19 protein-coding genes and 1 tRNA gene are annotated in these 23,640 nt (G+C 34.4%); 11 read left to right on the forward strand and 9 right to left on the reverse strand.

Annotated features, from left to right (window positions below):
• Positions 1-4 precede the first annotated feature (4 nt).
• The 7 genes from IEV72_RS11915 to yidC all read left to right on the forward strand — a co-directional run bounded on the left by IEV72_RS11915 (position 5) and on the right by yidC (position 7,671).
• Positions 5-541: a DUF4136 domain-containing protein gene (locus IEV72_RS11915; RefSeq protein WP_188459340.1), complete on the forward strand. Its 537-nt coding sequence runs from the start codon at positions 5-7 to the stop codon at positions 539-541.
• An 85-nt stretch (positions 542-626) separates the two neighbouring features.
• On the forward strand, positions 627-1,166 hold the full coding sequence (locus IEV72_RS11920) for an RNA polymerase sigma factor (RefSeq protein ID WP_188459341.1): 540 nt from the start codon (positions 627-629) through the stop codon (positions 1,164-1,166).
• 30 nt (positions 1,167-1,196) lie between these two features.
• Positions 1,197-1,727 (forward strand): hypothetical protein, encoded by a 531-nt coding sequence (locus tag IEV72_RS11925; RefSeq protein WP_188459342.1) that lies wholly within the window; start codon positions 1,197-1,199, stop codon positions 1,725-1,727.
• 3 nt (positions 1,728-1,730) lie between these two features.
• A complete protein-coding gene (locus IEV72_RS11930) occupies positions 1,731-2,267 on the forward strand; it encodes a hypothetical protein (RefSeq protein WP_188459343.1) in 537 nt (178 codons plus the stop codon).
• Positions 2,268-2,297: 30 nt separating this feature from the next.
• Complete coding sequence (locus IEV72_RS11935; RefSeq protein WP_188459344.1) at positions 2,298-3,509, forward strand: RsmB/NOP family class I SAM-dependent RNA methyltransferase; 1,212 nt, start codon at positions 2,298-2,300, stop codon at positions 3,507-3,509.
• Between the two features lie 532 nt (positions 3,510-4,041).
• Positions 4,042-5,655, forward strand: a complete 1,614-nt coding sequence (pyrG, locus tag IEV72_RS11940; RefSeq protein ID WP_188459345.1) for a CTP synthase — start codon at positions 4,042-4,044, stop codon at positions 5,653-5,655.
• Positions 5,656-5,772: 117 nt separating this feature from the next.
• Positions 5,773-7,671: a membrane protein insertase YidC gene (gene yidC, locus IEV72_RS11945; RefSeq protein ID WP_188459346.1), complete on the forward strand. Its 1,899-nt coding sequence runs from the start codon at positions 5,773-5,775 to the stop codon at positions 7,669-7,671.
• Positions 7,672-7,989: 318 nt separating this feature from the next.
• On the opposite strand, the gene IEV72_RS11950 is transcribed toward yidC, so the two are convergent.
• Together IEV72_RS11950 and ytxJ are read right to left on the reverse strand one after the other, a co-directional pair.
• Positions 7,990-9,528, reverse strand: coding sequence for a YifB family Mg chelatase-like AAA ATPase (locus IEV72_RS11950; protein WP_188459347.1), 1,539 nt, complete (start codon positions 9,526-9,528; stop codon positions 7,990-7,992).
• A gap of 68 nt (positions 9,529-9,596) precedes the next feature.
• Positions 9,597-10,004 carry a bacillithiol system redox-active protein YtxJ gene (ytxJ, locus tag IEV72_RS11955; protein ID WP_188459348.1) on the reverse strand — a complete coding sequence of 136 codons (408 nt, stop codon included), beginning with the start codon at positions 10,002-10,004 and terminating at the stop codon, positions 9,597-9,599.
• Positions 10,005-10,161: 157 nt separating this feature from the next.
• On the opposite strand from ytxJ, the gene clpB reads away from it, so the two are divergent.
• Positions 10,162-12,771: an ATP-dependent chaperone ClpB gene (clpB, locus tag IEV72_RS11960; protein ID WP_188459349.1), complete on the forward strand. Its 2,610-nt coding sequence runs from the start codon at positions 10,162-10,164 to the stop codon at positions 12,769-12,771.
• Between the two features lie 150 nt (positions 12,772-12,921).
• Here clpB and IEV72_RS11965 read toward each other — a convergent pair whose 3' ends face one another.
• The 4 genes from IEV72_RS11965 to IEV72_RS11980 form a co-directional block, all read right to left on the reverse strand.
• On the reverse strand, positions 12,922-13,227 hold the full coding sequence (locus IEV72_RS11965; protein WP_188459371.1) for a type II toxin-antitoxin system RelE/ParE family toxin: 306 nt from the start codon (positions 13,225-13,227) through the stop codon (positions 12,922-12,924).
• Positions 13,220-13,468 carry a type II toxin-antitoxin system ParD family antitoxin gene (locus IEV72_RS11970; protein ID WP_188459350.1) on the reverse strand — a complete coding sequence of 83 codons (249 nt, stop codon included), beginning with the start codon at positions 13,466-13,468 and terminating at the stop codon, positions 13,220-13,222. Before IEV72_RS11970 ends, IEV72_RS11965 begins: the two co-directional genes overlap by 8 nt.
• A gap of 134 nt (positions 13,469-13,602) precedes the next feature.
• Positions 13,603-14,391 (reverse strand): Fic family protein, encoded by a 789-nt coding sequence (locus IEV72_RS11975; RefSeq protein WP_188459351.1) that lies wholly within the window; start codon positions 14,389-14,391, stop codon positions 13,603-13,605.
• Between the two features lie 47 nt (positions 14,392-14,438).
• The gene (locus tag IEV72_RS11980) at positions 14,439-16,040 is read right to left on the reverse strand and encodes a DUF4139 domain-containing protein (RefSeq protein ID WP_188459352.1); all 1,602 of its coding nucleotides are present in this window, start codon (positions 16,038-16,040) and stop codon (positions 14,439-14,441) included.
• Between the two features lie 68 nt (positions 16,041-16,108).
• Between IEV72_RS11980 and IEV72_RS11985 the strand changes: the two genes are divergently transcribed.
• The 3 genes from IEV72_RS11985 to IEV72_RS11995 all read left to right on the forward strand — a co-directional run bounded on the left by IEV72_RS11985 (position 16,109) and on the right by IEV72_RS11995 (position 18,141).
• Entirely contained in the window at positions 16,109-16,714 is a 606-nt protein-coding gene (locus IEV72_RS11985; protein ID WP_188459353.1) for a class I SAM-dependent methyltransferase, read from the forward strand.
• Positions 16,715-16,864: 150 nt separating this feature from the next.
• Positions 16,865-17,710, forward strand: coding sequence for an OmpA/MotB family protein (locus IEV72_RS11990; RefSeq protein WP_188459354.1), 846 nt, complete (start codon positions 16,865-16,867; stop codon positions 17,708-17,710).
• Positions 17,711-18,067: 357 nt separating this feature from the next.
• A tRNA-Arg gene (locus tag IEV72_RS11995) sits at positions 18,068-18,141 on the forward strand.
• A gap of 145 nt (positions 18,142-18,286) precedes the next feature.
• Here IEV72_RS11995 and IEV72_RS12000 read toward each other — a convergent pair.
• The 3 genes from IEV72_RS12000 to IEV72_RS12010 all read right to left on the reverse strand — a co-directional run bounded on the left by IEV72_RS12000 (position 18,287) and on the right by IEV72_RS12010 (position 23,638).
• Positions 18,287-21,142 carry a type I restriction endonuclease subunit R gene (locus tag IEV72_RS12000; RefSeq protein ID WP_188459355.1) on the reverse strand — a complete coding sequence of 952 codons (2,856 nt, stop codon included), beginning with the start codon at positions 21,140-21,142 and terminating at the stop codon, positions 18,287-18,289.
• Positions 21,143-21,147: 5 nt separating this feature from the next.
• A complete protein-coding gene (locus tag IEV72_RS12005) occupies positions 21,148-22,062 on the reverse strand; it encodes an Abi family protein (protein WP_188459356.1) in 915 nt (304 codons plus the stop codon).
• 229 nt (positions 22,063-22,291) lie between these two features.
• Positions 22,292-23,638, reverse strand: coding sequence for a DUF6602 domain-containing protein (locus IEV72_RS12010; RefSeq protein ID WP_188459357.1), 1,347 nt, complete (start codon positions 23,636-23,638; stop codon positions 22,292-22,294).
• Positions 23,639-23,640 lie beyond the last annotated feature (2 nt).

Here is a 23,640-nt window from a genome sequence, read left to right on the forward strand (position 1 = left end):
CAAAATGAAAATATTTAAATTATTACCTGTTTTAGCATTATTAATTGCTTTTACTTCCTGTTCGTCTATTAATGTTGCAGTAGATTATGACAAAGAAGCTAATTTTGAAAATTACAAAACCTTTGCATTTTACAAGCCGGGAATTGATAAAGTTGAAATCTCAGATTTAGATAAACGTAGAATACTAAAAGCCATAGATCAAGAATTAACGGCAATTGGAATGGTTAAGTCTGAAAACCCCGATGTGTTAATCAACATTTTTACTGAAGAGCAAGAAAACATAAACATTTACCAAAATAATTTTGGTTGGGGCTGGGGTCCTGGCTGGGGTTACGGTTGGGGAATGCCAATGTCTCAAGTTAATAGAAGCGTTGAAGGCTCTTTATTTATAGATTTTATTGATAGAAACAATAACCAATTGGTATGGCAAGGTTTAGGAACAGGTGTTTTAAGTTTAGATATGGAAAGAAAGGAAGAACGCATCAAAGAAATAGTAAGTGAAATTTTGAAAAAATACCCTCCTGAAGCTGATAAAAAGTAAAAAAACAAAGCATTATTTTCTAAAAAAAAACAAAAACATCTAGCCTTTTCAATAATCGGTTAGCTTTGTAGAAAATCAACCTGCATTGCAAGAAGAAGAATTAATTCAATTACTTCAAAATCCAGACAAAAAGGATGAAGCCTTCAGTTTACTTGTAAAAGAATACAAGGTTCGGTTGTATTGGCATATCCGAAACTTTGTAAAAATTCACGAAGATGCAGACGATGTTTTGCAGAATGTATTCATAAAAGTATACCGAAATATTCATAAATTTAAAGGCGAAAGCAAGTTGTATTCTTGGATGTACAGAATTGCCAGTAACGAGAGTATTACTTTTTTGAACAAAAAAGCCAAAAAGCTTCAAATTTCAAATGAAGAAATTCAAGATTATATTCTCGATAATTTGCAAAGTGATGTCTATTTTGAAGGAGATGAAATTCAGTTGAAGCTGCAAAAAGCTATAGCCAAATTACCCGAAAAACAACAGTTGGTTTTCAATATGAAATATTTTCAAGAATTGAAGTACAAAGAAATGTCAGAAATATTAGAAACCAGCGTTGGAGCATTAAAATCAAACTACCATCATGCAGTAAAAAAAATTGAAAGTTACTTGAAAAAGTATTAAACCTTTTACGGAAAAAAAGGTCATAAGTATATGAAATTGAATAACGACATAGCAAAAAAATCCACAGGGTTTGTAATCCCTAAAGCTTATTTTGAAATCTTTGAAACCCGTATGTTGAAGAAAATTTCAAAAACAAAAGAAACTACTCAAAAGCACTTACCAAAAAACACCGGTTTTGAAGTTCCTGAAGCTTACTTTAGCACCCTTGAAAAATCGGTTTTAGATCAAACTGTTAACCACAGAAAAGGAAAAGTAATTAAATTATGGTATAATAGAATTGCTAAAGTTGCAGCTATATTATTAATTTTAATAACAGGCTACGGAATTTTAAACCTGAATCATCGAGTAACAGAAAAGGGAGATACCTTTTCTAACATTAGCAAAGAAGATTTAGAATTATACATAGAGAACAACATTTTACCCTATTCAGAAATGCGAAGTTTATTGGATACGGATAATGAATTTGACGTTGCTGAAACCAATATCAACGAACTCAATCGAGAAGTGATTTTAAAATACTTCGATAATGAATTAGACGATTTAGATTTATTAGATGAATAAAAAATGAAAACACTATTGAATTTATTTTTGATTAGCCTTTTGCTTTGGAGCTGCAATCCTAAAGCAGATCAAGTTAAAGCGCCTGCTGAAAAAAACACAGTAGAACAAAATGATAAAGAAAATTCGGCAGAAGATAAGGGAAACGAAAACGAACAAAAAGAATTGAGTGATGACAAAATTCAATCTTTAAAGGTGGCTTATTTTACGAAGGAACTGAACTTGACTACAAAAGAAGCAGAAAAGTTTTGGCCTATTTACAATAAGCACAACCAAATTTATAAAGATTTAGGTGATACCGAATGGGATGCCATTAAAAAAGGATTACGAGAAGTGGATACCTATAGCGACGAAGAAGCCGAACAACTACTGCTTCGCTACAAAAAATATTTAAATCAACGTTTAGCTAATCGAATAAGCTTTATAGACGAGCTGGAAAGCGTGATTTCTCCAAAAAAAATCATGCTTCTGAAGCATGCTGAATACAACTTCAATAAGAAACTACTCAAACAATACCGTTCAGGAGAAGCTACTACAAAGTAATTGCGTATTTTTGCAAATTAATTCAAAAGTATGCGTTTACACCGTAATTTGGTATTTGCAGTCATAGATACCTTAGACTCCATTTTTAACGAAGGAGCTTATGCCGATAAAGAAATTTCCAAAACTTTAAAACGCGATGCGCGTTGGGGTTCCAGAGACCGAAGTTTTATAGCTGAAACCACCTACGACATTGTGCGATGGAAGCGTTTATACAGCGAGATTGCAGACATCAATCAACATTATTCTCGAACAAATTTATTCAGATTATTTACCGTTTGGGCTACTTTACGCGGAATTGAAATTCCAGATTGGAAACAATTTGAAGACACACCTACCCGACGTATCAAAGGAAAATTTGACGAGTTAAGCAGTATTAGAAAATACAGAGAATCCATTCCCGATTGGCTAGATCAATTAGGAGAAGAACAACTTGGCACTGAAGTTTGGGAAAAAGAAATTGCTGCACTTAACGAACAAGCACCCGTAATTTTACGTGTAAACACGCTACAAACTAACAAAGCCAAGCTGCAAATTGAATTGGAAAAAGAAGGAATTGAAACCTTGTTTTTAGAAAATCATCCTGATGCACTACAGCTCATTAACCGTGCAAATGTTTTCAGTACGAAATGTTTTGAAAAAGGCTGGTTTGAAGTGCAAGATGCATCTTCACAAAAAGTAAGTAAATATTTGGCTCCCAAAGCAGGAATGCGTGTTGTAGATGCTTGTGCTGGCGCTGGTGGAAAAACCTTGCATTTGGCTTCCATCATGGAAAACAAAGGTCAGCTGATTGCCTTGGACATTTTTCAACAAAAATTAAGAGAATTAAAGCGAAGAGCCAAACGAGCAGGCGCACACAACATTGAAACCCGATTGATTGATTCTACCAAGGTAATCAAAAAGCTGCACGATTCAGCAGATGCGGTTTTAATTGATGCACCTTGTACAGGACTTGGTGTTTTACGCAGAAATCCTGATGCCAAGTGGAAATTGAAACCTGATTTTATTGAAGAAATCACCACCAAACAGCAAGATTTATTAAAAGATTACAGTAAAATGTTGAAAACAGGTGGAACCTTAGTGTATGCCACTTGTTCCATCTTACCCTTGGAAAATCAAGATCAAGTGAAGCGCTTTCTTGAAAGTGAAGAAGGAACGCAATTTCAGTTGGCTAAGGAAGAAAAAATATTAGTTAGCGAAACAGGACACGATGGTTTTTATATGGCAAAATTGCTGAAGAAGTAATAATGAAAAGATAAGAGACCGCTTACTTCGGTAAAGCTCAGTACAAGTCGCTGTTGGAAAAAAGAATTAAGACTTTTTTATAATCAGATAAATCGGATTTGCAATCCGAGTAAAAGTTTAAGAATAATCTCGTTCACAGCAATACGGCAGTTAACTCGGATTTGCAATCCGAGCACACGCTAAATAGATTCAACTTTAGGCTTCAATAAATTGCTAGGTTAGTAAGAATCACCGATAACTCAGATTTGCAATCCGAGTTCAACATCACGAGATTCCGATGGATTGGATTTGCAATCCAAGCATGTGCAAACAAGATTCAACCTTATACTTTAATTTACGCACTATCAAAAACAATTTTTAGCTTTAATAAGCTAGCAAACAACAGACTATTTAAAAGCTAATCTTGAAATTAAAGTGAACAATCCACTAATTTCAAAAACCAAAAAAGCGTCGTTATTTTCTATAAAAACGGAAGTGTATTTTAAATGAAACGCTTACTTTTGCGTCCCGTATAGACAACAAACCTACACCCATGGCCCACACAAAATATATTTTTGTAACTGGCGGTGTTTCTTCGTCTCTCGGGAAAGGAATCATTGCAGCATCTTTAGCAAAATTACTCCAAGCACGCGGTTACAAAACCACCATTCAAAAATTAGATCCATACATCAATGTAGATCCTGGAACTTTAAATCCATACGAACACGGCGAATGTTACGTTACGGAAGATGGTGCCGAAACCGATCTAGATTTAGGCCATTACGAACGTTTTTTAAATGTGAATACTTCGCAAGCCAACAATGTTACTACGGGTAGAATTTACCAAAGCGTAATCGACAAAGAACGTCGTGGGGATTACTTAGGAAAAACCGTGCAAGTAGTACCACACATCACCAATGAAATTAAAGAACGTATCCAAATTTTAGGAAATACGGGAGAATTTGATATTGTGATTACCGAAATTGGCGGAACCGTTGGTGATATTGAGTCGCTTCCTTACATTGAAGCGGTTAGACAATTGAAATGGGAATTGGGAGATTACAATTCTTTGGTTATTCATTTAACGCTTGTCCCCTACTTGTCTGCGGCAAAAGAACTGAAAACCAAACCTACTCAACATAGTGTAAAAACCTTGATGGAAAGCGGAATTGCAGCTGATATTTTGGTCTGCCGTACGGAACATGAATTGGGTGAAGACTTACGCCATAAGTTGGCTTTGTTTTGTAATGTGAAACGCGAAGCAGTCATACAATCTATAGACGCATCAACTATTTACGATGTTCCCAATTTAATGATGGAAGAAGGCTTGGATTTAATTACACTTCAAAAACTGAATCTGTCTCAAGAAGTTTTGCCTGATTTAAGTAGATGGAATGAATTTTTACAACGACATAAAAATGCTACTGAAGTAGTTACTATTGGACTGGTAGGAAAATATGTAGAATTGCAAGATTCCTACAAATCGATTTTAGAATCTTTCATCCATGCTGGTGCGATGAACGATGTAGTGGTGAACGTAAAAAGTTTGCATTCAGAATATTTTGAAACCCATAAAGCAGCTGAGAAAGAATTAGATGGAATTTTGGTGGCTCCTGGTTTTGGAGAACGTGGAATTGAAGGGAAAATTACGGCGGTTAAATTTGCGCGTGAAAACAAGATTCCCTTTTTTGGGATTTGTTTAGGCATGCAAATGGCAGTAATTGAATTTGCCAGAAATGTACTCGGCTTACAAGATGCCAATTCTACAGAAATGGACGAAAAAACTAAAAATCCAGTGATCGACATCATGGATGATCAAAAAAATATTGAAAACAAAGGTGGCACCATGCGTCTGGGTGCATGGAAATGTGAATTAAAAAAAGATAGCCTAATTGCCAAAGTCTATGGCAAAACCAACATCAGTGAACGCCACAGACATCGTTATGAATTAAATAATTCCTATGTAGCTGATTTAGAAAAAGCAGGATTTATGTGTGTAGGTAAAAATCCTGAAACTGGCTTAGTAGAAGTTGTCGAATTGCCAAATCACCCGTGGTTCATTGGTGTACAATACCATCCAGAATACAAAAGTACAGTCGCTGAGCCGCATCCGCTTTTTGTTTCGTTTATCGGTGCTGCCAAAGCGAAAAAGCAAGGCACTAATTAAAAAGTCTTGATTGAAAAGGAATAGAACGCAATTTTCAAGTGGAATTAAAGAAAAATTGAGATAAATTAACCACTTTTGCAAACTGACTTAAAACATTTTTGAAGCAAATAGAGCTGAATGGAAGAAAATAAAAAATTTGATGTTAACTCGTTAATAGGCTTTGTATTAATCGGAATTATTTTATTCTGGATGCTATACATGAACCAAGACCCAGAAAGCGAGCAAGAACAAACTACCACAGAACAAGTTGAAGAAAATAAAACCGATACTTTACAACAAAACAGCCAAACCAATAATTTAGCTACTCCTACTGAAGAAGCAAGCAGCACAGAAAATGATTCTATTGCGCAACTGATAGCTCAACAGCAATTGGGTGCTTTCGCTTATGCTGAAATGGCTGCTTCTAATAAAGATGGAGTTACCGAAATTAGCAATGATGTTTTACGTTTAAAAGTAAGCAACCGCGGTGGACAAATTATTGAAGCGGAAATTTTAGAATACGAAACCTACGATGGAAAACCCATTTATTTAATTAAAGATGGAAATGCCAATTTTTCAATCGATTTGCACACCAAAGACGGGAAAAAACTAGCTACTAAAGATTTATATTTCGAGCCTTCACTTTCACAGGAAGGTGAAGACCAAGTTTTGCAAATGAAGTTGAAAGCTTCTGAAGAAAACTATTTGGCTTTTGAATACCGATTGAAACCCGATGACTACATGATGGATTTCAACATCCGTTCACAAGGTTTAAATCAAGTTTTAAATACTTCTGAAGAACCTATGTTGCATTGGCAAATCAAGGCCTATCGTTTAGCTAAAAGTATTTCGTATGAGAATCAATATTCTGAAATCATCTTTAAATATGAAGGAAACAAAGATGATTATACAAACCAACGTGAACAGACTGAAGAAGAAGGAAAAGATGTAGACTGGGTTGCTTTTAGACAGCACTTTTTTAGTTCGATTTTGTTAGCCGATTCACCATTTCAACGTGGAAAGTTTATTTCGGAGAATTTGGTACAGGATGAACAAGTAGACACCGTTTTTACCAAAAACTACAAAGCCGAATTAGCTTTACAATTAGAAGCAGGAGAATTCACCAAAGGGATGAATTTTTACTACGGCCCAACTGATATCAAAATTCTTAGAGAGTACGAACGAGATTTAGACATTGCTGTACCTCTAGGATGGGGGATTTTTGGATGGATCAATAAGTATTTATTTATTCCATTTTTTGGCTTTTTAAGTGGTGTTTTACCGAGTTACGGTTTAGCCATTATCATCATGACCATAGTAGTTAGAATAGTACTTTCTCCTATTACTTATAAATCGTATTTGTCTCAAGCGAAGATGAAAGTCTTGCGTCCTGAAATAGACGAATTGAATAAAAAGTACAAGGACAATGCAATGAAAAAGCAGCAAGAAACCATGAAACTGTATAGCAAAACGGGAGTAAGTCCATTGAGTGGTTGTATTCCTGCTTTATTGCAAATTCCTGTATTCTACGCCTTGTTTAGATTCTTCCCAAGTGCATTCGATTTGCGCCAAAAAGGATTTTTATGGGCAGACGATTTATCGAGTTATGATGTTATTTTTGAATGGGATGCTTATATTCCATTAATTTCTTGGGTTTACGGAAATCACGTAAGTTTATTTCCGATTTTGGCATCGGTGGCTATATTCTTTTACATGCGAATGACTACAGGACAAAACATGCAACAAATGAGTCAACCAGGCATGCCAAACATGAAAGTAATCATGTATATTTCGCCATTGGTCATGTTGGTTTTCTTCAATAATTACGCAAGTGGACTTTCGTTGTACTACTTTATTTCTAACTTAATTACCATTGGTATTATGTTAGTCATTAAGAAAGTAATTATCGATGAAGACAAGATTTTGGCGAAGATTGAAATGAACAAGAAAAAGCCTAAGAAAAAAGGCAAGTTTGCACGCAAAATGCAGCAAATCATGGAACAAGCTGAAGAGCAAAAACGAAAAAACCAGAAGTAGTAAACTTCTAAATGCATAAAAAAATAGCCTTGAAAATTTCAAGGCTATTTTTTTATGCTCTAAGATCAACTTCAAGTTAATTTTAAAAGTGAGATTTCTCTCCTGAAAAATCGAAATCGAAATGACAGCATTATTTTAACTTGTCATTCAAAGCGAAGTGAAGAATGTTACTCTTCAAATGAAAAAGTGATTTTCTGTTCTTAGCTAAACGAAGTCTGAGACTTCGTTTCATACAAAATGAGCATCTTTTAAAATAGTTACAATAAATTGCGAAGTTCTAAACTTCGCGTAGCCTGTGAGTTTTAAACTCCATAAACCTTACCCCAACCAACCATCTCGATCCAAACTTCTATACTGAATAGCTTCCGTGATATGGCTTGGTTGAATTTGCTCCTGTTTTTCTAAATCGGCTATGGTTCTTGCCACTTTTAAAATACGATCGTACGCACGAGCAGAAAGATTCAATCGCTCCATAGCGGTTTTCAATAAGGTTTTGGAAGTTTGATCTAATGCACAAAATTCCCTGATTTGCTTCACTCCCATTTGGGCGTTGTAGTGAATGTTTTCAAAACTAGAAAAACGTTCGGTTTGAATATTTCTAGCTTCCGTTACGCGTTTTCTGATGTCTACACTGCTTTCGCCGCGACGTTCTTCACTTAATTTATCAAATGGAACGGGAGTTACTTCAATGTGAATATCGATTCGGTCGAGCAATGGACCCGAGATTTTACTTAAATAACGTTGCATCTCTGCAGGTGAAGAACTTACGGGCGCATCTGGATCGTTAAAATATCCGCCTGGACTTGGATTCATACTAGCCACCAACATAAAACTGGATGGATACGTAATGGTAAATCGTGCTCGAGAAATAGTGACTTCTCGATCTTCTAAAGGTTGACGCATTACTTCTAAAACCGTTCGTTTGAATTCGGGTAATTCATCTAAAAATAACACGCCATTATGCGAAAGCGAAATTTCACCGGGTTGCGGATAACTACCGCCACCAACCAAAGCTACATCCGAGATCGTGTGGTGCGGACTTCTAAACGGTCGTTCTGCAATTAATCCTTGATTGTCTTTAATGCGCCCAACAATAGAATGAATTTTAGTAGTTTCTAAAGCTTCTTGCAGCGACATGGGTGGCAAGATGCTAGGTAAACGTTTAGCCAACATGGTTTTACCCGAACCTGGCGGCCCAATCATAATAATGTTATGTCCACCAGCTGCAGCAATTTCCATACAGCGCTTAATAGATTCTTGACCTTTGACGTCTGCAAAATCAAATTCGGGTTTGCTTAAGCAATCATAAAAGGTTTGTTGGGTGTCTACAATGCATTGTTCAAGCGCTTTTCCCTCATGAAAAAAATCGATGACTTGCTCTATATTGTCCACTCCATACACCTTCAAACCATCGACAATAGCTGCTTCTTTTTCATTTTGTTTCGGCAAGATAAAACCATCAAAACCTTCTTCTTTGGCTTTTATAGCGATAGGCAAAGCCCCTTTGATGGGTTGCAAACTTCCATCAAGTGAAAGTTCGCCCATGATGATGTATTTATGTAAATCTTCAGAAATAATTTGTGAAGAAGCAGCCAACACACCAATCGCCAAACTTAAATCGTATGCCGAACCTTCTTTGCGTAAATCGGCTGGCGCCATGTTTATGGTGATTTTTTTCCCGGGGAAATTATAACCTGTGTTTTTTAAAGCAGCTTGTATTCGAAAGCTACTTTCTTGTATGGCTTTATCAGGAAGTCCAACCAGATGATAACCAATTCCTTTGGCAGTATTGACTTCAATGGTAATGGTTTGCGCTTCAACCCCAAAAACAGCACTTCCGTAGATTTTTACAAGCATAGGATGAATAATTAGTTATCAGTCAACTAATTTACTACTATTTTTTAAAATTGAAAATGGAATTTTATTTAAGTGCTTAAAAATGAATTCACTGAAGATGGTACAATCGCCGAATGCGAAGCATGATGCACTACTTCTTCATGTTGAAGAAGGATCAATTGTGGCGACTGATGCAAAACCTGAAAGTCCTGTGTAATTGCATCTGAAACATCTCGGTAAGACAATAAGTCTAAATAAAACAATTCAACTTGCTCTTTTGGAAAATCGGCACCAGCTTGAAACTGATTCCAAACCATACGGCTGATTCCACATCGAGTAGAATGCTTAAAAATAACCACCAACTTTTCGTTAGAAATCTGCTTCAAATTATCAAGTTGCTCCACTTTAGTTAATTTATACCAATCTAAATTCGGTTTGTTTTGTGGTTGCTCTTTCGATTCGTTATTCGATGAAAATAGATTTTTGAATAATCCCATCTTGTTTTTCTTTTTTGTTCAAAGTTATGGAATATGTCGGTATATATTGAATTTCCACACAATGTCATTTTGACATTATTTTAACAAGGGTATTTGTCAAATTGACATGATTTTATCAAGGCACATTAATTGCTTTAATTCTATTAAAATTACGAAAATGAACTTTAACAATTATACCATAAAATCGCAAGAAGCTGTTCAACAAGCGCAGCAACTTGCTCAAGAATTGAAGCATCAACAAATTGAAAACGAACATTTGTTTAAAGCCATTTCAATTGTAGATGAAAATGTTACTCCTTTCTTAATGAAAAAGCTGAACATCAATCCTAGTTTGTTGACCCAAATAGTGGACAAAAGCTTAGCCAGTTTTTCAAAAGTGGAAGGTGGAGACATCATGCTTTCTAGAGAAACAGGGAAAACCCTAAATGAAGCTTCCATTATTGCGAAAAAAGGCGAAGACGAATATGTTTCTATCGAACATTTGATCATGGCTATTTTTAAAAGCAATTCTAAAATTGCTCAGATTTTAAAAGACCAAGGTGCAACCGAAAAAGGACTTCAAGCAGCGATTGATGAACTTCGAAAAGGAGATAAAGTCACTTCCAAAAGCGCGGAAGAAACCTACAATTCTTTAGACAAATACGCCAACAACCTCAACAAGATGGCGGAAGAAGGAAAGTTGGATCCGGTGATTGGTCGAGATGAAGAAATTAGAAGAATTTTACAAATCCTATCTAGAAGAACCAAAAACAACCCCATGTTGGTCGGTGAACCCGGTACGGGAAAAACCGCCATTGCAGAAGGTTTAGCTCACCGAATTATCGCGGGCGATATTCCTGAAAACTTAAAATCTAAAAAGATTTATGCTTTAGACATGGGTGCATTAATTGCCGGTGCTAAATACAAAGGTGAGTTTGAAGAACGATTAAAAGCTGTCATTAAGGAAGTGACTTCTAGCGATGGCGACATTGTTTTGTTCATCGATGAAATTCACACCTTAGTCGGTGCTGGCGGTGGTGAAGGCGCAATGGATGCAGCCAATATTTTAAAACCAGCTTTGGCTCGTGGCGAATTGCGTGCAATTGGTGCAACGACTTTAGACGAATTTCAAAAATATTTTGAAAAAGACAAAGCCTTAGAACGTCGCTTTCAAAAAGTGATGGTGAATGAACCCGATACCGAAGCAGCGATTTCCATTTTACGTGGAATAAAAGAAAAGTACGAAACTCACCATAAAGTACGCATTAAAGATGATGCCATTATCGGTGCGGTAGAACTTTCACAACGCTATATTACCAATCGTTTTTTGCCAGATAAAGCCATTGATTTAATGGATGAAGCAGCATCCAAACTTCGCATGGAAATCAATTCGAAACCAGAAGAATTAGATGTATTGGACAGAAAAATCATGCAATTGGAAATTGAAATTGAAGCCATTAAACGCGAAAAAGATGAAGACAAATTAAAAACGCTTCGAGCGGAGTTAGCCGATTTAAAAGAAGATCGAAACGAGTTGAATGCCAAATGGAAAAATGAAAAAGATGTCGTAGATCAAATTCAGCAAGCCAAAACCGATATTGAAAATTACCGCTTAGAAGCGGAACGTGCCGAACGCGATGGAGATTACGGGAAAGTAGCGGAAATCCGTTACGGAAAAATTAAAGAAGCAGAAGAAAAGCTAGCCAAATTTCAAGAAACCGTCGATGCTCAAAAAGGCGAAAACAACTTGATTAAAGAAGAAGTAAACTATGAAGACATTGCAGAAGTTGTAGCCAAATGGACTGGAATCCCTGTAACCAAAATGCTTCAAACCGAACGCGAAAAACTGCTTAAACTGGAAGACCAATTGCACAAACGTGTAGTCGGGCAAGATGAAGCCATCATTGCAGTTAGCGATGCAGTACGTAGAAGTCGAGCTGGATTGCAAGACCAAAACAAACCTACTGGATCCTTCTTGTTTTTAGGAACAACGGGGGTAGGTAAAACTGAATTAGCCAAAGCCTTAGCCGAATTTTTATTCGATGATGAAAGCGCCATGACTAGAATCGATATGAGCGAATACCAAGAACGGCATGCCGTTTCCAGATTGGTTGGTGCACCTCCGGGATACGTGGGTTACGACGAAGGCGGACAACTTACGGAATCCGTAAGAAGAAGACCCTATTCTGTTGTTTTGTTAGACGAAATTGAAAAAGCGCATCCAGATACGTTTAATATTCTGTTGCAAGTATTGGATGAAGGCAGACTAACCGACAACAAAGGTCGTGTAGCCGATTTCAAAAATACCATTATTGTAATGACATCGAATATTGGTAGCCATATTATACAGGAGAAGTTCGATAGCTTGCAAGATGCCGAAACCGCTACTGAAGCCGCAAAAAGTGAAGTATTAGCTTTATTGAAGAAAAGCGTTCGACCAGAGTTTTTAAACCGAATTGACGATGTGGTGATGTTTACGCCTTTAAATCAAATGGACATTAAAGCCATTGTAAAAATTCAGTTGAAAGGCTTAAAAAACATGTTGAGCAAACAAGGCATTACCTTAGATGCTACTGAAGAAGCCATTACGCATTTAGCCCACTTGGGATTCGATCCACAATATGGAGCAAGACCTGTAAAACGTACGATTCAACGAGAAGTGTTGAACAAGCTTTCGAAAGAAATATTAGCCCAAAAAGTGAGTTCCGACAGTATTATTTTGTTGGATCAATTTGATGGCGAATTGGTGTTTAGAAACCAAAATGAAATCGCTTTAGACAAAAAATAAATTTTGATTAGTTAATTTGATTTGTAAATCGGCTTTACTTCATAGCAAGTAAAGCCGATTTTTTTTAAAAGTTAATAGCTTTCGTAGTCTCTTGCCTAACACAAATGGCGAAGGCAGGATTTTATTATGGAGAGTTTGTAAACTGGCATTTTATTCATTCAATTGAGCTTCAATATCCATTTTTTGGTGCAAAATTCTTATCACTTCAATTTGTTCTTCTTTAAGATTGATTTTATAGAAAATGAAATGTGATTTTACCTGAGTACGGAAATATCCTTTTCTTATTGGACTATAACCTTTTCCAGAATGCGGGTTTTTAGTCAAATATTCAATTTCATCTATTATTAAGTCTAAATATCTGTCCGCTTGTTCTAGAGACCAGTTTTCAAATGTATAAACCCAAATGTTTTCGATATCTCGATTTGCTTCTTGACTGATTTTGTATTCATTATTCAGTCAGATGTTTTTGGTGAAGTTCTTTTAAAAGTTTTTTACGATCGAAGTTTTCTACAAATCCTGAATCTTCACCCTTTTTGAGAGCTCTAATTAGTTCGGCTTTTTTTGACTCTTCATTTTCAAACATTCTTAAAGCAGCTCTTACAACTTCGCTAGCGGAAGAATATTTTCCTTTTTTTATTTGTTGGCTTATAAAGCTATCAAAGTAGTCTCCTAGTAATATCGATGTATTTTTAGCCATAAATAAAAAGTTTTACCAAAAATAGCAACTATTTGGTATGTATTCAAAATCAAATTCATGAAATTTTGTTCGACTATGCTTGTTGCTAACTTATACCATTTATCATTTGAAATTACCGCAATAAAATATGAAACTTACTTTTCTTGTTGATTTTCAATTCCCAAAACCGTCATCAACAGAAAATCTAAGCTTTTTCCATAATCTAAGACTTCGTACTCCAAACCGAGTTTTCTGATGTTTGCATAATAATCATTACTCTTTCTGTAATAATTCTTTTCTAACTGAACCGCAGTTGCTTGCTGACCCAGTTTTTCAATTAAAAACCATTTTTCTATCAGCCTTGCCGTTCTTCCATTGCCATCTTGAAAAGGATGTATTTTAACAAACACCAAATGTAATAATGAAGCATAGTAAAAAATTTCAAAAGGATTTAAATTTGCTTTTAAAAGCAGTTCAACATCTTCAAAAAGTTTTTTTAATTCTGTTTTTACCAAATCTGGACTGGCTGCAACATATTCAATTTCATCTTCATTATTAATCACAAACATGGGATTATTTCTAACGCTACCTTGCTGACTCTTTGGAAGCAAGCTCGCACTTAAAATTGAATGCGCCTTTTGTACATTTTTGAAATGCAAAGTATGTTCATCTATATAATCGTAAGCTGCAAATAGGTCGTCTGCTCTTTTGGTGTAATCTGGATTGAACTTAACGTTTAAAAACCTGTGTTTGAAGTAGCTATCAAATTCAACTTCTTCCCCTTCAATTTTGGACGAGTACACTGATGAAACGGACTTATAAAATTGAAAGTAATCTACATTTAGGTTTGGCTTTTTAATCTTTTTCAACTTATCTAATGGAGATTCCTGCACAACAGAAATGTACTGCTCGAGTAATTTAGATGTTAGTGATTTAAATTTCATAAATAACTAGTTGTGAAAAACCATTCCATATCGAAAATATCAGATTTCTATCGTTCTAAATTAACACGCTTTCCTTTAGGATAAGTGACTTTATAAGCAAAATTCTTGGTTTGTTTAGCTTTTGCATCAAGGTTAATGTTCCAAGTAATGATGCCAGTTTCATCGTCTCGGGTTGCATCTTCAAAAGCTTCATCACTAACTTTAATGTCACTGTTTTGTGAAATGGGAATTCGGTCTTCCAGCTTCACTTCTACTGCTACATTTTTATTGTTTTTGATGCTGATTTCATATTCCTTTTCTTCAATTTGGTTGTTTCTAAAAAAGGATTTGCTTTTCATTTTATTTACTTGTTCCCGTTCTACTACAATATTTTGGTCGTTTCCTAAAGCAATAACAAAATCTTCGGTGTTCATGTTGGCATCGATAAAAATGGTTCCGGTGAAGGTATCTTCAAAATAAATACTGGCTTCACCAGGTAATAAATCTAAAGATTGCCAATCTTTTAAAATAGCGGTTAAATATACTTTTGGATCTAAGACTGGAGCAGCATAATATTCAAAATCAGCTTCTAAGTCTTGTTGATCTAATTTCACTTTTAAAGGCTCATCTGAAGATTTGATGGTGTATTTTTTGGGAAGTTTAAAATTCATTACGGTTAGTTCTTCTGTTTTTTGGACTTGTTGCGAAGTTAGTACTTCTTCTGAAGCTGCTTCTGATTTAGCTTTAGCACCATAGCCCATTACGACCACTTCATCTTCAACAACTTCAATAATTTCAGGTGCAGGTGGTAGCGGTGCATTAAAATTTAAATAATAAGGAAACAAGTTCGGCTTAACATTATTCAAACTCGGGTCTGCTGTAGAAAGCGTAACATCAACATCTTTCCAATCGTCTCCGGTATTCTGAAAAATCTTGGCTTGGTAAAGTAAATTAACTGGTGAGTTGATATTTTTTGCTTTAATTTCATAAGCAGGAAACCAACCTGCATCTTCTACCAAATAAGAGATTTCGATGGATGTGTTTTGCTTAATTTCGCTGTTGAGTAGTAATTTAATCTCTCCACGTGAAGTTCTGTTTTTACTTTCTAAATTATTTATTTCCCGTTGAATTTTGTTGAGTTCCTGTTGAATTTCATCGCGTTCTTTTTTAATGGTATACAATTGATTGTAAATCGCTTCTGAACGCTCACGGTAATAATTGGCATATTCTTTCAGTTTTACCAAACTTGAATTCGCTTCTGTTGATGCTATTTTTTTGTTTTGCATCAAAAGGGATTCTTCCGTTTCTAATGCATCAATCGCGCTTTGTTTAGTAGCCATTTTATCTTTTAAGGCTTCTATTTTCTGCTTCAGCTGAGCTAATTCAGCAGAAATTTTTTGCTCTTTTAAATAGGTAACATCAAATTGAATGGAATTGACGCTCACTTGATTTAAACCCTTCACTTGAATACTGTTTTGCCTGATGTTAGGTGATAAATCTGAAAACACCAAGGTGTTATTTCCTTCACCTAAACTTACATTTGCCATTGCAGAAACTTGAGCTCCCGATAAGAAAACCGTGACTTTATGGGTTTTTAATTCAATTTCTTTTTCGGTAGCAAATAGAAAAAGGGGAAGACATAAAAAACAAAGAATAAATCGTTTTAGCATAATATATAATTTGTAACCAAAGTTACAGGATATCAAGTTAAGTTTCATTTCTTTTGAAAGAAAAATTAATGAAAGACTTTTGGAATGAACGTTACCAAGCAGAAGAGTTTGCTTATGGAATTGAGCCTAATCAGTTTTTAGCAAATGAAATTAAAAAGCTAAAAGCAGGTAAAATTTTACTTCCTTTTGAAGGCGAAGGAAGAAATGCTGTTTTTTGTGCCCAAGAAAATTGGGAAGTAGATGCTTTCGATTTCTCTGAAAAAGGAAAACAAAAGGCGGAGACCTTAGCTAAATTAAAAAATGTACAAATCAATTACCAAGTTAGTGCATTGGAAAATTTTAAATTCAAATCTAATGATTATGATGCTGTTGCATTGGTCTTTGCACATCCTAGTCCAGATAAGCGTAAAATGCTTCATCAACAAGTTGTTGAAGCGCTAAAACCTGGTGGAACTATTTTACTAGAGGCTTTTCATGAAGACCAAATAACTAAAACACATATTTCTGGCGGACCCAAAAAGAAAGAATTGCTTTACAGTGAAGCGATGCTTCAACAGGATTTTGCAAAGCTTCAAATTGAAAAGCTAGAAGTAGTTCATACTGAATTAGAAGAAGGAAAATATCATCATGGCGAAGCTTGTGTAATCAGATTGAAGGCTAAAAAGCTTATATAAAGTCTGAATTGCTCTTATATTTTTTTACTATTCTAGCAAGTTTGTTCAGTTAAACACAAAAGTGTATTTATTTTCATTAAAATCCTGTTAAGCAGTTGTAGGAGTTAATAAAGACGTTAAATTTGCAGTGTTTAATAAATTCACAAAAAAATGAAAAAAGTAATTGCTTTAGTAAGTATTGCAGCCCTTTTAATGAGTTCATGTGTTTCAAAAAAGAAATTCAGTGAGCTAGAAGACAAGTATCAAGATACAAACACCGAATTAAAATCGGCTAACATGAAGTTGAGTGTTTGTGAAGATGAGAAGGCAAATATGAGGACAAGCTACGATCGCCAAATTAAAGTATTGGAAAATACCAATAATGCTTTGTTGAATACACAAGGCGAAATGGCTATCATTTCTAAAACTGGTGCAGAAAATCTTCAGAAATCTTTAGAAAGCATGCAAGAAAAAGACTTGCAAATAAAAACCATGCGCGACGCTATTAACAAAAAAGATAGTGTAACGCTTGCTTTAGTAACTAGCTTAAAAGGTGCTTTGGATAACGTAAACGACGAAGACATTGAAATTTCTGTAGAGAAAGGTGTTGTTTTTGTTTCCATTTCTGATAAATTATTATTTGGAAGCGGACAATATACCGTAACTAAAGAAGCTAGAAAAGTTTTAGAAAAAGTAGCTAAAGTAGTAAACGATAAGAAAGATTTTGAATTTATGGTAGAAGGCCATACAGATACTGACCCTATTTCTAGAGAAGTAATCGAAGACAATTGGGATTTAAGTGTGAAGCGTGCAACTTCTGTGGTTCGTATTTTACAGGATGAATTTAGTGTTGATCCAAAACGTATGACAGCAGCTGGTCGTGGAGAGTATTTACCTGTTGCTTCTAACGATACAAGCGATGGTAAAGCTAAAAACCGTAGAACTCGAATTGTAGTTCTTCCTAAGTTAGATCAGTTCTTCGGAATGATTGAAGACGGAATGAAAAACACAAAATAAGTAATTCACTTATTTTATAAATTAAACCTCGGATACCCGAGGTTTTTTTATTGTATAAAACTTAAATGAAAAGTTGCTAAACTTGTAATTATACGTATATTTGCAACCGCAAAATAAAACTGCTTTGTAGTTTGTTCTTGCTAAGTTCATAACAAACAATAGAATTACTACTAACCTCCATTTTTTGGGAGTAAACAGCATTTGAGTTTCCAGCTTTAAGTTGGATATTATAAAAGTTTTACGCTTGAGTCTGGAATAATATAAAGGTCGCATAGCTTCCCGAAGTATCGGGAGAAAGAGCATCCCGACCGAAAGTCGGAACGGTCACAGGTTCTAACTTTGAAATGAAATAATAAAGGTCGCGTAGCTCAGTTGGATAGAGCATCTGCCTTCTAAGCAGACGGTCACAGGTTCGAATCCTGTCGCGATCACTTAATAATCAAAGAGTTACAGAAATGTAGCTCTTTTTTTATTTATACTTGTAACACATTTGTAACACAAAATGTGTTTTAAGACTAACAAAAAGTTAGACTTTTTAGAATTTACTTGTTCTATTTTTATCAAAAAATAAAATTGCTAGGCTGCCATACCTTCAATAAAAGTATTGATGAAGTTGTTGATTTTGTCGATTATTCTAGGAATGCTTTTTTTACGAACTAAAATAGATTGTTTTTCTTTCATGGCTTTGCGGACTTTTTCTCGTAATGCTGGAACTTCATCAGTAAATAGTTTTTCTTCTATTATTTTTTCTACCTTAGTTTGTTTGAGATTTTCTTCTTCACATAACTGAAAAAAAGCTTTTTGCTGTTCTTTACTCCAATACGCATCAAAAGCATCTTGAACACTAGCCACTTTATTGCCTACTAGTTGTTCGTCAATAAATTTTTCTATGAGTTCTTTTTTGCTTCGCAAGTCGATATCACCCGATAACAAATCTGAAACTTGTTGTCGTTTCTTTTGTTGCTCTTCAGTATCATCATTATCATTGATTTGATCTAAAAGATTTAAAATGTAAGCTACATTCACTTCATCTTTATGCATTAACTCAATTTCGAAGTCAATATCATTTAAAATGGATGCTTTTTCAACTTCAGATTGTTCTTTGGTTTTTTCATATAAATCAAGGTATTTGCTCTTGTAATCTTCAAAAGTTTGCTCATCCATTTCCAAATCTTCAAAATCGAAATCTGAAAATGTACTTAAAGCATTTACTACACGCATTAAAGCTCTAAAGCGTTTTACAAATTGCTCTTCTTCAATTTCTGAAGTCAATTCATTTACACTATCTACACTTGGCGCAACTTCCTTTAAATCGGCTAAAGCTTCTTGAAAAGCAGCAATGTAATCTTCATAAGGCTCCATCAAGATGGTATCCTTGGCTTGTTTATTCGAAAATAACGCAATAGCTTCGTCTGTAGCTTCTTTTAAATTTCTAAATACGACAATGTTTCCATGAGATTTTTGCTTGTTTAAAATTCGGTTGGTACGCGAATAGGCTTGAATTAATCCATGGTATTTCAAGTTTTTATCAACGTATAAGGTATTCAAAGGTTTACTATCAAAGCCTGTCAAAAACATATTTACGACGATTAAAATATCTATCTCTTTCGATTTAACTCGTTTAGCGATATCATTGTAATAGTTGTAAAAGTCTTGGCTTGATTTGGTTGAATATTTTGTTTTAAACTGGAGATTATAATCTTCTAAATACGATTCTAAAGCTTCTCTATTATTGGTATGATAATTAGCTTCTGGTTCAGCAACAAGCCCTAAGTCTATATTGGTTTGTCCGTCAGCACCATCAAACTCTTGATTGGCTTCGTAAGAAAATATGGTTGCGATCTTTAAATTGTGCTTGCCTGCTTCTTTCTTTGCTTTAAAAGCTTGGTAATATATTTTTAAAGCATCAATGCTACTTACGCATAGCATGGCTGTAAAATTTTTATGGTGAGTTTTAATGGGATGCGACTTGATAATGTAATCGGCAATTTTTTCAATTCTTTCTTCCGATTCTAGCACTTCTTTGGTGTTGATATCTTCTACATCAATATCTACGAAATTGAGACTACTTTCTGCTTTTTGTTTATACCGACCCACATATTCTATTGAAAACTTAAGTACGTTTTCGTCTCTAATGGCATCAGTAATGACATATTTGTGTAAACAATCTCCAAATAATTCTTTGGTAGTTCTTTTCCCTAATTGATTTTTTACCGCATTATCGGCAAAAATGGGTGTGCCTGTAAAGCCAAAAAGTTGAACCTTATTGAAAAAATTAGTGATGCGTTGATGTGTTTCACCAAATTGAGAACGATGGCATTCATCAAAAATAAAGACCATTTTTTCATTTTGTAAAGGCTTCATTATGGCTTCATAACGCTTGCTCATTATGGCATTATTTAGCTTTTGAATGGTGGTAACCATCAATTTAGTGTCGTTCCCAAATTGCTTTACCAGCTCTTTTGTATTGTCCGTTCCATCTACGCTACCATCTGAAAAATTATTAAATTCTACCGTAGTTTGATAGTCTAAATCTCGACGATCTACTACAAACACTACTTTGGTAACTTCTGGAATATCTTTGATTATTTGACTTGCCTTAAAGGAAGTTAATGTTTTTCCTGAACCTGTTGTGTGCCAGATATAGCCATTTTTGGTTGAGTTTTTAACCCTATCAATTAATTTTTCGGTGGCATAGTACTGATAAGGTCGTAAGACCATCAAAATACGGTCGGTTTCAGCTAAGACGATGTATTGACTAATGAGTTTGGATAATTGGCAAGGCTCTAAAAAGGTTTCTGTAAATTCAGATAACTGGGTAATTTTTGAATTATCTTCTTTTGCCCAGTAAAAGGTTTGTTTATAGTTTAATGCGCGTAAACGGTTGTTGGCAAAATACTTGGTGTTTACACCATTCGAAATTACAAAGAGTTGAACCAATTGAAATAAACCCGAACCTGAACCAAAAGAATGACTTTTATAGCGTAATATTTGACGGTGCGCTTCGGCCATTTCGCAACCACGACGTTTCAGCTCGATTTGTGTTATGGGTAAACCATTGATGAGTATAGTGACATCATACCGATTGATGTACTTGCCATCTATGGTAATTTGGTTAGTAACTTGAAACTGATTTTTACACCAAGCTTGTGTATTCAAAAAATCGAAATATAAAATGTCTCCGTTATCTCGCTCGATGTGTTGCTTTTGGCGAATGAGTTTAGATCGCTCAAAAACGGAGCCTTTGTTAAGGATATTCAATACCCGTTGAAACTCTGTAGATGAAAGCTGAACAGTGTTATACTTTTCAAACTGCTGCTTCAAATTAGCCAATAACTCTGTTTCGTTTTTGATGACTATTCTTTGATAGCCTAAACCTTGTAATTGCTTTAGGAGCTGTTCTTCAAGTGCTGCTTCGCTTTGTCTAGTCATAGTGTTTAAATTTTCCAAACGGGTTCTTCCATCCAATTAAGCTTCATACCTAAAGCATTTTGGTCTACTTTAGGATATTTATTGAATAGTTGGTACAATTGTCTTTTGAAATCATTGTTGGGTTGAATTGTATTTAATAAATATTTCATCAAAGTCATGTGAATGTACAATTTCTGAAACTCATGTTGTTTAGGTACATTTTCAGTTTTAATTATCCACGGATTGGGTGGCTTTGATAATAATTTAACTGTTCCTGGCAAATTTCTGTTCCATAATCTTGAATGATGTGCACAAAAGTTTCTTATTTGTGCAATGGACTGTAACCAGCTTGGTAAATAGGTATGGTTAACAGCTCCAAATTCTACTGCAATAGAATCTTTAGATTGGACGCTTGGTTTTAAGTTACCGTAAAGCTTAGATAATGCTCCAAAACTGGTTTGTTCTAAGGATTTCCAAGCAGGTGGAAATCGTTTGTCATCTTTATGGTTTTTAAAATGATTTTTAATTGTTACATCTTTAGATCGTGTAAGCTCTTCTTGTAAGTTAGATAGTGTTTTGACTAAAGCCATACTATCTGTAAATAAATCAAAATTTTGAAACCACCATGGATCTACTTCATGCGATAGATGATAGATTAGTTTAGTTCTTAAACTAATTTCAATTTTTTCAATGACTTCAAATAAAAGTAACCTTAACTCAGCATCAAAATTATATAAGGCAATAACATCATCAAAATTACTATTAGGCTTAAAAACATGATTTAGCTTATCTGATTGCATCACATACCAATACTCACCTAAGCGATAGTAACTTATATTAGAGAGATACTTTTCTGCTAACTTAGTTTTAGATATAGTCAAGCCTCTATCTTGTAGTTGCTTGATTTGTTGCTTTATGGTCAAGGGTTTTTTGCTAAACATGGTGTGCATTTAAAGCGTTAGCAAAACTAAGATATAAAAAAAAGACACACCCTGGGACGCTGTTCTTATGGGTAAGCGTGGTGTGTACTGTTGCTGCAAATATATGTTTGTTTTTCATTTCTGTAAAACATTTTAACTATTTAATTTATAAATTACTGGTTTATAGGACATAATAAGAGTTTACTCAAATTTTCTAAATGCTTGAATTTTTTTAATCATTACAATATTATTAAACCATTTTCACAGTACCATTTTCTAACAAAAAGCTAGTTTCTACAGCTATAAAATCATTTGGTTTTTCTTCTTCAAAATATACTACTCTGTAAGGTATTTTAAATCCTTTTTTTTCTAAAACTTCAAATGGTTCTTTACTTTTAAAAGAAGATATTTTATAAGCTTTTTTTCCTTTAGGTAGTTTGACTTCATTTTTAAATGAGTCATCAGATATTACAATATCGCAATCACCACTATTTATTACTTCAATCGTGAATTTGATGATGAATGCCTTTTCATCTTTAGAAATATCTATTTGTTTATCATCATCATTTCCATCATACAATTGAAGTTCTAAAAAAGGCTTGCCATTTTCTTTTATATTGTTCTGCAATGGTGCTTTTTCAATATCTGGTAGATCGAATACTTGACCAAACACAGGTAGACCCTTTGACCTAAAGTCTTTTCCTTCTAAACTACCAAGTAAGTTAATTATATATTTTGTAAAATTGTTATGAGACCAACTCAACATGATACCATTCTCACCGCTGTTAATTATAGGTGAATAATGAACTTTATTAAAATGTAGATGACCATTTTTACCTGTATACAATCTCCATCCTGCTTTACCTTTAAATCTTATATTCCCTTTTTCATTTATTTTCATATCTATCTTATCAATGTCTTTAACTAAGTCACGGTTTTTATTCTTATGACTCTCATTATTATCATCGATTTTAATTTGTTCTATTAGACCTGTCATTTCTGTGTTAATTTCACTTTTTAAAATAATACCACCACGAAAGCCATAAACTTCTTCAGATAAAAATTCTTCCAAAACATTAGGTTTTGATTTTAAGTTATTTTTAATTTCAAAGAAAAAAGTACTACAAGTAAATTCTTTTGGTAAATATTCTTTCAAGCTGTTCAAATCACTCAATTTATTCATAGCGTTACGAATATTTTTTTTGTTGAAGGTTGATTTAACTTCAACAACAGAAAAAACATACTCAGCAGGTATTGCTCTTTTTTTACCTTGTGCTGAATCGTCATAATCTGCTTCAATCCATAAAATGGGAGAGTTTAAATTATCGTAAATAATAATGTCATAATGAAATAGAACATATTCTTGACAAATTATGTCAGGTATTATATATCCTGATGTAACACCATATTTTTTTGGCAAAAAGTCTTGGAATAATTTCCTTACAGCAGCTTCCCCTGCATTACCGTGGGATGTTCTAACTGGACGATTTATATTCTTTGCTAAAGCCTTTTCAAATTCTTGAATTAAGTCTTGACGATTAGTTAAAAATTCTTGCCAGCCAAAAAAACCATATTTAGATTTAAACTTATCTTCCATAC

Source organism: Psychroflexus planctonicus, assembly GCF_014640195.1.
Classification (GTDB): Bacteria; Bacteroidota; Bacteroidia; order Flavobacteriales; family Flavobacteriaceae; genus Psychroflexus; species Psychroflexus planctonicus.